This is a genomic window from Helicobacter didelphidarum (assembly GCF_003364195.1).
Classification (GTDB): Bacteria; Campylobacterota; Campylobacteria; order Campylobacterales; family Helicobacteraceae; genus Helicobacter_A; species Helicobacter_A didelphidarum.
The window spans coordinates 1-11,931 of the sequence record NZ_NXLQ01000034.1; the positions used below are offsets into that span (position 1 = coordinate 1).

Sequence of the window (11,931 nt, forward strand, 5' to 3'; positions counted from 1 at the left end):
AATGAACTTGCTTGAGTATTCGAAGATTCTGTAAGAGTTCGGACTGCTTCTTCTAAATCTTTTGATTTAGATTCTAAGTCTTTAGCGAAGTTTGCTGAAGTATGAAGCATTTTTCTTATTTCATCACCAAGTGTGTTGGTAACCATATCCACACGCCCACTAGCATTGGCTACACTTGTGCTAAAATCAAGTTTTACATAACTGTCAAATACACGATTGAGTTCATGTAAATCTTTTCCGATTGCTACGCAGAGAAGCTCCAATAATTCGTTAACAGAATCTCTAAGCTGATTAAGATAAGGGTTACTTCCTGTATGAGTAATTCTTTTTACTGCTGAACCATCTTTCGCTGCCTGAATAGCTACAAGAGAATCTTGAACCAATGCACTATCTTGGTCGAGAGATTCATGTGTTTTTTCTATGTTTTCATTAATGGCTGTTGCCATAGCACCAAATTCATCTTTGGATTGAATGGCAATAGGTGCTGGAGCTTGCTTCGTTTCATAATTAAGATAACGGAAAAAGTCAAGTAAACCTTGCTGGATTTGGGACATAGGTCTTAACATTCTTTTTATTATAAAAAATAATACTAACGCACCCACCAACATTAAAATAAGAGCTAGTGTGGAGGTTATTAATAAAGCCTCATTAATTGCTTTTGTATAATCATTTTTTGATGCTGCGGCAACAATAGTCCAACCAAAAGGGAATTGTTTATAAAAAGCAAGAGACTCCTCATTAGAGCTTGAACGTGTATAAGTAATTTTACCCTCTTTGGAAGTTTTTAGAGCTTCTAAAAGTGCAATCTCCACACTTGTAGGATTTGGGTCAGCAACAATGGCAGGGTCTTCATGCGAAAATATCCTTCCTGTATTATCTGTGATAAATATCCTCATGCTTGGGAGTTCTTGACGCTTAAAGTTTTGGAATCTTTGCTGAAACTCATGCACAAAAATATCAAGCCCCACAACTCCAATAAATCGCCCATCTTTTATAATAGGCATTGCCGCAGTAGAGAGGAGTTTGCCTTTATTAGCACCCACACTAGACTCATATGTTGGTGTTATAACTAATTGATTAGCATTTTTTGCAGCTTGATACCAAGGGCGATTACGTAAATCATCTACATTATCCCATTGCTCTTTCATGGGTTTATGATTATTAGGTTGATAATCCTCAGTAAGCGTTTTCCCATCTGAATCATAGGTAACATACACAGAGGGATATTTAATCAAACTTGCCACATCACGCAAAATATTTCTTTGTGCGATTATATCATTTTTATCCATCTGACTTAAAGCATCAGCCAACATTTCTAAATGCTGTTGAGCCTCTATATGCATAGTAATATTTATCGTATTATATGAGGCATTCAAAGCAAGGTGCTGAATCCCCTCAAAAACCTCAATTGTATCCTGAGAAGTTTTCTTATAGTTGAGAATACTAACAATACAAATAATTACAATAAAAATAGCCATTACCCCACTAATCAATTTGCTACTTAAGCTTAACGAACGAAACATGAATACCCTTTAGTATTTAGATGAAATTACAATAAAAGTAAATTTTGATTTTGAAATGTTATAATAAATTCTTAAATATAATTATAAATAGTAGTATAAAAATTATTAAATTTATTATTCATTTATGTAAGTATGTTAGCAACAGAACTTAAATACATTTTTAAAATGTTTCGCTTTTCTAGGATACCACTTATTCAATAGCAAATGAAAGTGGTTAATTTGTTTTAAAATTGGGTAATTATTTTAAAGTATGTTCAATATATTCTAACTCTCCAATAATTGCTTCGAGTTCTTGTTGTTTTGTTGCCAGATTTGCTTGTAACTCTGGTGAATTTGCTTTCTCTCTTTGTGAAAGTGTATTTTGTAAAATTGTTTCTTGTTTTGTAATTTGAGCCTGTATTTCTTCTTTTTGTAATTGTGAAATTTGTGCAAAATATTTCAAAAATTTTTCTTGAATCTCTTTGTTTCTTTCTGCAATCACTTCACTAAAGAGTTTAAAAGATTCACTAAATTGAAAATCCAGTTTGACAGATAAATCATTTTGTGAATTTTTAGAATGCGACACAACGAGATTGGGAATAGTATCAATTAGGATTTTGAGGCTTTTTGCAATTTCATCTTTTGGAGTAGCTATACGAATATGTGGTTGTTCTAGTTGTGCTTGATTCTCTGTGGTATCATGTAAAATTTGTGTAATTTTTTTAGAGAGTTTGTATTTATAATCGCGACTCACATCATTAAAACAATCCTCAAAACCTTGCGTGAGAACTTCGCATATTCGTTTTTTATCTATCTCTATACCATTCTGATAACTATAAATTGCATCATTATAGATTCTTTCTTTAAGTTTGTTTTGCTCTGTTTTAAGACTTTTATTCACAAAATTATGTAAAGAATATAAAAAATCTTCTAGTTCTTTTAATTGCAAATCAAGTTCATGTTGTTTAGAATCTAATGAAGAATGAAGATTAGTATGCTCATCTTTGAGCTTTTGCAATGTAACTTCTAGCTCCTCTTTCGAGGCACTAAGTATTTTTGCTTCCAAAGCCAATTCATCTTGAGATTCTTTGGCAAGTCTTAAAAATGCACGATATGCTATATACAAAATATCTTTTTGTTTCAGACTATTTTCACCCAAAAGCATTTTATCTAAATATTCTTCTACTGCTAGGATACCTGTTTTTTTAAGATCAAAACCTTTCTCTAATGCCTCTTTTTCGCGATTAGTGCGAAGCATAAGTGCCATAAAACTCGCCGTAGGAATAAAATCAATACGTTCGATAAGTGCATCAATATCGCCACTATATTGTGCTTTTTTAAGTTGTGCTGCAAGACTTTGTTTTGTATATTCTAATGATTGTTGCAATTCTTTCTCACCAATAAGATCAATTCTTGTGAGAACAATAAGGAGTCGAGAAATGTTTTGTTGCAAAAGACACTCTAAAATAAAATCAATATCAATTTGTGTAGCAACACAACTTGCGTTCATAACATGTATTAGTAAATCACAATATTCTATATAAGTTTTTGTAATTTCTTCGCGTTTGGTAATTGGATCATCGAGACCCGGTGTATCAACAATTTCAACTCCATTTTGCAAGAACTTCAAATCGGTAAAAAGCTCTACTTCTTTAACAAGATTGCAAAGCTTACTCTCATCGTTAGCTGAAGTGAAAGTGGAAAGCTCATCAATTTTAATCTCTTGAGATTTCCCATCTTTTGTAATATAACTTGAGAGATTTTCACCAAAAATTTTATTACTTTCTTCTACAAATTCTTGGAGGCTCTTATCATAGAGACCCGATTTTTTCAGCTCCTCCCATTCACTTTGATTCCAAAAATGCACTCTCGCATATTCTGTTTGATTGTATTTTAATAGTGTAAGATTGGCGGTTTCTGGGATTGTAGAACTCCCCAAAACTTCCTTACCCAAAAGAGCATTTAAGAAAGTGCTTTTCCCAGCACTAAGAACCCCCGTGATTCCAATAGAGAATTTATTTGTTTTTGCATTTTTAAGTATATTATCTAATTTTTTATAGAATTCTTCATTGAATTTAAGTTCGTAGAGTTTTTTATAAATAGATTCTAGTTCCTCACTTAGAGATTTTAAATTAATTACAGCATGTTTCTCTTGTGAATCTTTTACCATAGAAAGTGCACTTTGTGTAAAAAATGCAAGGAGATCACGAGCATATTTATTGTCAATGAGATCTGCCGCATTGAGTCGAACAATGTATGGCTTGAGTGATTTAAGCTCATTGGGAGTAATATGTTTTAGAATATAATATTGAATAATCTTGAAGTATTCAAACATAATATTTTGGGATTCTTTATCTAGTAGTATCTGGTTATCTTGAAAATTTTGCAAAAAGCTCTTGGTATAAATTTGTTGAAATATGGGACTCTTACTATAAATAGCTATATTATTGAAATTAAGAGATAAAATAATAGCTTTTAACTCTAATGTGGCAGAATCTAAGAATTGTGTATCTAAACACAATTCTTCTTCCGGTATATGTTCATGATATAGATTCTCAAAAAAAAGTGTTGCAATATCCATAATAATCCTTAAGAACTAAAAAATCAAAATAAATTTATATTTTATGTAAAACAAAATTCTGAATTGTATTAAATTTTTGGTTTTATATGAAAAATTATTTAGCATTTTACACAAGAATTGTATAGAATGCTAAATAATTTCTTTTGATTTGTATATCATTAGATACAAAAGTTAAAGTGTTGATACAATAAAGTTATGAGAGAGACTTCTTGTGCGGACTTACATGCGAATTTTAGAAAGTCATTATTCATAGAATCAAATTGTTATTGAAGTAAAGTTCTTTCATTAAGATTCTAACATAGTCCAAATAGGATTATATGAAGTCTTTCAAGAGAATAACATAATAAATTTACTAACAATTATAGCATTACGATATTATCGATTTTGGGACATCAAGATTTTTTCTTTCATCACTATGATTTTCATTACTAGAGAGTGCATTTTTTAAAAAACTTAGAATCTTTATGGTTTTATGATACACTTTTATTAGAATTTTTGAGGAGATAATATGCTGAAGAATTTTCTTTATTGTATAAATATACTGGGAATATGTATGCTATGTGCATGTGCAAAACCACAAGCAGAACCACAAATAATTCCTGTGGCAAAAGATATAAAACGATTAGAACTCTATAACAATCTTGATAATCTCAAAGAAGGCATTTGGAAAGTAGAAGAATGGAAAAAATTTGCAAAAAAGATTTGTGATAACTCTAAGGAAAAGGATTGTTCGGTATTAGCAGAAATTTATCATGATTATTTTTATGGATATGGTTCGAAATCAGATAGGCAACAAGCTATGCAAATTTTAGAAAAGAGTTGCACTCTTGAAGATAGCAAAAGTTGTTTACAACTCGCAATATATGGAACACAATCAAATCAACCAATAAAAGTAACAAACAATCTTTTTGCAAAAGCACACAACCTTGCACTAGAACAATGCAATAAAGATTATGCAATGGATTGTTATGTGCTTTCTTTAATCTATTTTGAGGGTTATGGAGGAATAGAAAGAGACAGAGGAAAAGCAAAAGGGTATGCACTCAAGGCTTGTGATATGAAGCATGCTGGATCATGCAGATTCTTAGGAATTAATGCAGATACAAGGGAAGAGGCACAGGAAGTTTATACAAAAGCTTGTGTGCTTGGGGTAAAAGAGTTTTGCAAATAGAAATATCAATGCAATTCTAAAAATTACAAAAAAACAGATAAATGTTGCAATTATCTATACCCGACAAACATTACTTTGGTAATGACCGAAACATATAGAAATTTCTGGGTAAAATTGTCATTTCGAGAAGATTTACACAAAAATCTTATGAAACTATCACAGAATAGTTATTCTCTTTTGTATCGTTTGATTCCTGCTTCGCTTCATCTGATAAAATTAAACATTCTAAATTAAAATTATAGAATCTCCAGCTAAAATCGCAAAAAATCTAAGGATTAAAACAAAGGAACAACAATGAATCAACACCTATCCATTCATGATTTGTTGGTAGAGAAATATGCAGGACTTCATGCAATACTTACAAATAGAAATGGTGGGATAAGTAATACTCCATTTGATACATTAAATCTTGCCTATCATGTTAATGATAGCAAAGAACATGTTATCTTCAATCGCACACAAATTATGCGACAATATTATCCAGAAAAATCACTTCTTTATCTCAATCAAATTCACTCAAATCACATTATCACTTTATACAAAAGAAACACAGAAAAATTGCAAATACAAAATATTTCTCATCATAATTCATTAAAAATTGCTCTGTATACATATCACGCAAAGGATTCTATTTGCCTGAAAGAATATACTATCCAAGTGCCTCATGCAAAACAATCAAATCACCAAGATACAAACCTACAAGAAATTTGCTTAGGTGATGCTGATGGTATTATCTGCGATGATAGCGATTTTGTAGCAATGATTATGGTAGCTGATTGTAATCCTATTTTACTCTATTGTCCAAAGAAAAAAGTATTCGCACTGCTTCATGCTGGAAGAAAGGGTGTTTGTCAATCAATTCTTACTCATGCTGTAATACTTTTAAGACGAGATTATATGGTAGATGTAGCTGATTTACGCATTTTTATAGGGGCTTCTATTCGTAAATGTTGTTATGAAGTTGGATTTGATATAGCACAAAATATAACGGAGCAATTTGGTAATAAACATATTTATCAAGTAGATACTAAATACATGCTAGATATGATTAGCATTTTATGTGAGGAAATGCAAAAAATAGGCATTCAAGAAAGTCATATTACCATACCAAATCTTTGTAGTTCTTGTAATAAAGAATACTTCTCATATCGCAGGGAAAATACTACTGGGAGATTTGGAATCTTTGCCACTTTACAATAATAGCAAAGGAACAAAAAAATCTCTTTTTACACTTAAATACCGAATATTCGCTCAAATAATCACAAAAAAGCTTCAATTTATTTCACTTGAGAAAATAAAATGCTAACTTACAAAAAACTTCATACATTCCATAAAATATTTTGTTGTTGCTGAATGGAGTCTTGATGCAAAAGAATACATTAATATATTTTATTTAAAAAAACACACAATGGATTTTAAAGCCTATATGACTTCAAAAAGAAAAATAAATTTGCAGATAAAAGTATTATTAAAATAGAAATGTTACAAATCATGTCTCTTAATTTCTTACTTATTAAGATATTAGGAATAAAAGTAACAGATATTTAAAAATCTATACTTTGCTATCATAGCTTATAATCTCTTGACATGTCCTCCGATACCGCCTTATTATTTCATTTTCATTGTATGTATTAGCAAGCCGATACAATGAAAATAAACCTAAAACTTTTAACAATAAATTATCCACCAAGTGCAGTTTGGGTATCAGTATGTGGAATATTGAAAGCCTCACATACACCTTTATAAGTGCATTTACCATCAATCGTATTGATACCTTCAAAAATTGCTTGGTTTTTGAGTGCGGCTTCTTTTCCTCCAAGATTTGCTATCATTAAGCCAAAGCCAAGCGTGGAATCTGTAAGTCCAAGTGTCGCAGTTTTTGCCACTGCACCAGGCATATTTGCCACGCAATAGTGAATGATACCATCAATCTCATAGATTGGATCATTGTGTGTGGTTGGTTTAGAAGTCTCAAAGCACCCACCTTGATCGATAGCAACATCAGTCAAAATTGAACCTTTTTTCATGAGTTTCAAATCCTCTCTTTTGACGAGCTTAGGGGCTTTTGCTCCCGGGATTAGCACCGCACCTATTACGACATCTGCTTCGGCGATACTTGCAAGGATATTTGCTCTCGAGCTATAATGTGTATGTATCCTCATACCAAAGATTTGTTCTACATAAGCAAGGCGATTCATATCAATATCAAGTATCGTTACATCAGCACCGATTCCTACTGCGATTTGTGCGGCGTTTAGTCCCACAACTCCAGCACCAATAATAGTAATTTTCCCTTTTGGTGCACCAGGTATTCCACTTAATAAAATCCCGCTCCCACCAAATGTCTTTTGGATATATTTTGCAGATTCCACTACTGCCAATCTCCCCGCAATAGAGCTCATCGGTGCGAGACAAGGAAGAGTATTTCCTGCTTTTATCGTTTCATAAGCAATACCTAGAATCTTCTTGTTAAGTAGCATATCAGTGAGTGCTTTATCTGCGGCGAGATGAAGATAAGTATAGAGAATCTGCCCTTCCCTAAAATATTTATATTCACTTTCAATTGGCTCTTTAACTTTGATAATCATTTGAGATTCCTTAAAAAGTGTCTCTTTATCACAGAGTATCGCACCATTACTTTGATAATCTTCATCACTAAAACCTATCGCACTTCCTGCATTATGCTCGACAAATACCTTATGTCCTGTATCTACATACGCTCTTACATTTGATGGGGTAAGCCCCACGCGATATTCTTGAACTTTTACTTCTTTTGGACAACCAATAGTCATAATTTTTCCTTTATTATTGATATTTTTGTAAGTTCTCTTACATATTTTTGATTATTTTTTCTGTATTATTTTGTATCTGCACCTCCTCTTTGATAAATAAATCCTTAGTTCCACTAATAAAAATCACTAGAATAATGATAGGAATTACAAATTTTACATAATGAAACCATACTTTCGCTATGCCCGGATTATTTGAACCATTTGAGATTTCAAGAATTGCATCTTCTTTGAGAATCCAACCCACAAAAATTGCCGAGCCAAGTGCAGTGAGGACGAAAAATATATTACCACTGATATAATCAAATGCGTCAAAGATATTCTTATCAAGGATTCTTATCTCACTCCATGGTCCATATGCCATAATTGATGGAATATTACCCGCAATAAATAATGCACTAAGCACCAATGTTACAGATGTCTTACGACTTAATCCTAACTTTTCTTTCGCCGTTGTGATAAGCACCTCATAAAGCGTGATTGAAGTGGTAAATGCTGCAACGATGAGCAATATAAAAAAGGCTACTGCGATGAAACTCCCAAAGTGCATATTTGAAAATACAATGGGTAAAGTTTTAAAGACAAGACTAGGTCCAGAATCTGGAGACATATGAAAGCTAAAAAGTGATGGAAATATCATAAATCCTGCCAATACTGCAATAATAGTATTAATAATACCGGTGCTAACTGCTGTTTTGATGAGATTCTCTCCTTTATTTAAATATGAAGAAAGCGTAATCATAACACCAAATCCAAGAGAGAGAGCAAAAAATACCTGTCCTAGCACCGCTATAAATAATGTGGGGGTAATTTTTGAGAAATCAGGAATAAGATAATAAGCTATCCCTTCGCTTGCACCGGGCAAAGTAAGATTGCGTATCACAATCCCAAGCAGACAAAGGATAAGAAGTGGCATAAGGAATTTCATTGCCTTCTCGATACCATTTGAGATGTCTTTTATCAAGACAAGCCAATTCAAAAAGACAAAGATAAAGGTGTAGAGGGTAATCATAAGCGGATTATGTTCAATATTTGCATCATAAAAACTCTCTGTAATTTCTTTGGTGATAGGACTAGAAATATCAAGACTACCATTAATAATACTTACAATATAAGTAATCACCCATCCACCAAGTACCATATAATATGCAATAATCCCAAAACACCCAATAAGTCCCATATATCCTACTATTTTCCAAGCCTTTGAAAAACTCTTTTTTTGATATGTCGGACAAAATGCATCAAGTGAGTTTTTGTGTGCTCTCCTGCCAATCACATTTTCTACTAAAATCATAGGGATACCAATCACAAGCATAGCGATGATAAAAGTCAGCACGTATGCACCACCCCCATTTTCACCTACCAAATAGGGGAATCGCCAAGTCGCACCAAATCCAATTGTCGCTCCAGCCGCAGTGAGAACATAAGTGAGACTACTTGACCAAGTATGTCGTTTTTCCATAGAGACTCCTTAAAATTTTTTCGTATTTCATTATAATATATATATATATATGAGTAATTTTTACAAGTTTTATTGAGTTATTTTATATATAATGTTACTATTTTATACATTTTATTATATTGCCTTGTGGTTATGGCTCAAAAGAATCTGATAATTTCAGAAAGAACATATGAAAAATACTATCTTAAATGATAAATTAGTAAAAAAATATTACCCAAACTTTAAAAACTTATAAAATATTTATTTTTCTTATAAAAAATGTGTAATCTTAGAATCTAACTATAACATTATGATAAGAAGTTTTATGTCCGCTAAAACTAGTCTTTCTCTAACATTGTATTACATTCAATCAAAAATGTAAAAAGTGCATCAAAATTTTTTTTACTTTCAGAGCTTAGTTCTAAATTCCTAGTTCTTTTAAACAAACGCGAGGGCGAACTATCTTTAGAATCTTGATTATAAGTAAAGAAAAACTTTTCTTTATCCTCTTTATTAAAAAGAGATTCTATGGTTAAATTCTTATCTTTTAGCAATTGCGTAAAATCTTTATTACCGCTATAAACATCTTGGAGTGTCAAGATATTTATATTTTTCTTAAACTCATCGTGCTTTTCTACTCCTTCTTTCATCATCATGCCAGCTTTATCACCATCTGTCAATAAAATGGGATTTAGAATCTTACTCTGTCGTGCAAATGTAATGAGATTCTTTACTTTTTGTTCTTGTTCTTTGCTAAATCCTTTTTCGCCATCTTTGCATTCGCCGAGTCCGCTAATTGGTAAAAATACAAGCTTTGTGGAATCTTTTGGATATTTATAAATTTTGCTATAAGCATTCAAGATATTGTAATCTATAATACCTTCAACAAAAATAAGTCTATCTTCAATATCAATACTTGCCCCAAGTGCTTTTTTAATAGCTTGAAGTGTATCTGCCTCCCCTTGTTTTAGCACAGAAAAATCATTGAGAATGCCCACACCTTTTTTATATCTCTCTAAAGATTTCACAATGCGTATTTCATCAAGTTCAGTAGTATCAATCATAAACGGTGAATGTGTGCTGACAATAAATAATATCCCGTTCTCTTGTCCAAATTCTTTGAGAAACTTACGTAATTCTCTTTGTGCAAGAATGCTTAGGTGTGCATCTACCTCATCTATTAGCACAATATCACCCTTGCTCACCTCCTCTGTATATAGAAAGTTAAAAAAGAAATGAAAAAACTTTTTAAAGCCTACACTTTGTTGGTCAAGATAGATAGCTTTGTCATCTTTTTCCATACAAAATGCAATACTGCCTTGCTCAAGTCGAATGTTGAATCTATAAGTCTTATTATCTAGACAATAAAGCACATTAAAACGTTCGCTAATTTTTTGACATGTTTTCTCCAACTCTTTCTCTTTTGATTGTCTTTTGTTTCGGCTATCTTTACAAATTTTTATAATAGATTCTATTTTCTCGTCTAGAATTTTAAAAAGAGCCTGAAAAAATATGGAATCTCTTAATTGTTCTAATGAAATCTCTAAATCCTTATCTTTTAGAGGTTTTTCTTGATACATGATTATCTTTGGTATGAATGGAATCTGGAACGAATGCAACACAACATCAACAAATTGATTTTCTGTATCCAAAAGATTCTGACTATATTCTAATCCTTTTTCACCAAATACTTTTGTTGCACTGAATATTTCATATTGGGATTTTTTATTTGCGATTTTGGTAGATTGAATATTGATACTCTTTTCATATTCTTTTTTAAGAAATTCACGAAGTTCATTTGCATCGTCGCAATGTTTTGGTGTTTTTGCATCTAAATGTGCACGGAACTTACAAGAAAGTTTGATTACTCCGTCGTTATTCTTAATCTCATTAAATTTATTTTGATAATACACTTGATAACATTTAAGTGATTTTGGACATTCCTTAAATGAGTCTATACCAATAAAAAAGATACACTTTTTCTCTTTTGAAATCAGGAGAATATCTGGAAGCTCATTATTTCCGATAGAACGATAAAAAGCCTCTATTCTGGAATCAAGAATTGATTGCCAAAAAGATTTACAATCTTCATTCGTAAAACCCGCGTTTCTTCTTTTGCAGTCATCAATGCAATTCGGGATAAAAACAATCCCAAAAGTTTTTCCTGCAAAATTATCACCTTTTTTGTTATCTCTCTGTTTTATATCCTTTTGTTGTATGCGATATTCTATGCTTATTTGCGGTATTTTTTCCTCACAATCGATATAATTTGGTTTATCTTTCTCTGAAATAGATTGATTGTTAGCTAGAGCGTTAATCCCCGCTAATACATTACTTTTCCCTTCATTATTTGCACCAAGCAATAAAAGTAATCCTCCTATTTGCTCATCATCAATACCCCCCAAATATATTCTATTGCTTAAATAGTCTATATTATACGGGAGGGG

General features: G+C 31.8%; 7 protein-coding genes. 2 read left to right on the top strand and 5 right to left on the bottom strand.

Going from position 1 to position 11,931, the window contains the following annotated elements; all coding sequences use genetic code 11:
- The coding region (locus tag CQA53_RS09460) for a methyl-accepting chemotaxis protein (RefSeq protein WP_147290023.1) at positions 1–1,523 on the bottom strand (1,523 nt) is incomplete at its 3' end.
- 238 nt (positions 1,524–1,761) lie between these two features.
- Positions 1,762–4,083, bottom strand: a complete 2,322-nt coding sequence (locus tag CQA53_RS09465; protein ID WP_115543756.1) for a dynamin family protein — start codon at positions 4,081–4,083, stop codon at positions 1,762–1,764.
- Between the two features lie 508 nt (positions 4,084–4,591).
- On the opposite strand from CQA53_RS09465, the gene CQA53_RS09470 reads away from it, so the two are divergent.
- Both CQA53_RS09470 and CQA53_RS09475 read left to right on the top strand, forming a co-directional pair.
- The gene (locus CQA53_RS09470) at positions 4,592–5,254 is read left to right on the top strand and encodes a tetratricopeptide repeat protein (RefSeq protein WP_115543757.1); all 663 of its coding nucleotides are present in this window, start codon (positions 4,592–4,594) and stop codon (positions 5,252–5,254) included.
- Positions 5,255–5,548: 294 nt separating this feature from the next.
- On the top strand, positions 5,549–6,454 hold the full coding sequence (locus tag CQA53_RS09475) for a polyphenol oxidase family protein (RefSeq protein WP_115543758.1): 906 nt from the start codon (positions 5,549–5,551) through the stop codon (positions 6,452–6,454).
- A gap of 479 nt (positions 6,455–6,933) precedes the next feature.
- Here CQA53_RS09475 and ald read toward each other — a convergent pair whose 3' ends face one another.
- The 3 genes from ald to CQA53_RS09490 form a co-directional block, all read right to left on the bottom strand.
- Positions 6,934–8,046 carry an alanine dehydrogenase gene (gene ald / locus CQA53_RS09480; protein WP_115543759.1) on the bottom strand — a complete coding sequence of 371 codons (1,113 nt, stop codon included), beginning with the start codon at positions 8,044–8,046 and terminating at the stop codon, positions 6,934–6,936.
- 37 nt (positions 8,047–8,083) lie between these two features.
- Positions 8,084–9,505 (bottom strand): sodium-dependent transporter, encoded by a 1,422-nt coding sequence (locus tag CQA53_RS09485; protein WP_115543760.1) that lies wholly within the window; start codon positions 9,503–9,505, stop codon positions 8,084–8,086.
- A 317-nt stretch (positions 9,506–9,822) separates the two neighbouring features.
- The coding region (locus tag CQA53_RS09490) for an ATP-dependent nuclease (RefSeq protein ID WP_147290024.1) at positions 9,823–11,931 on the bottom strand (2,109 nt) is incomplete at its 5' end.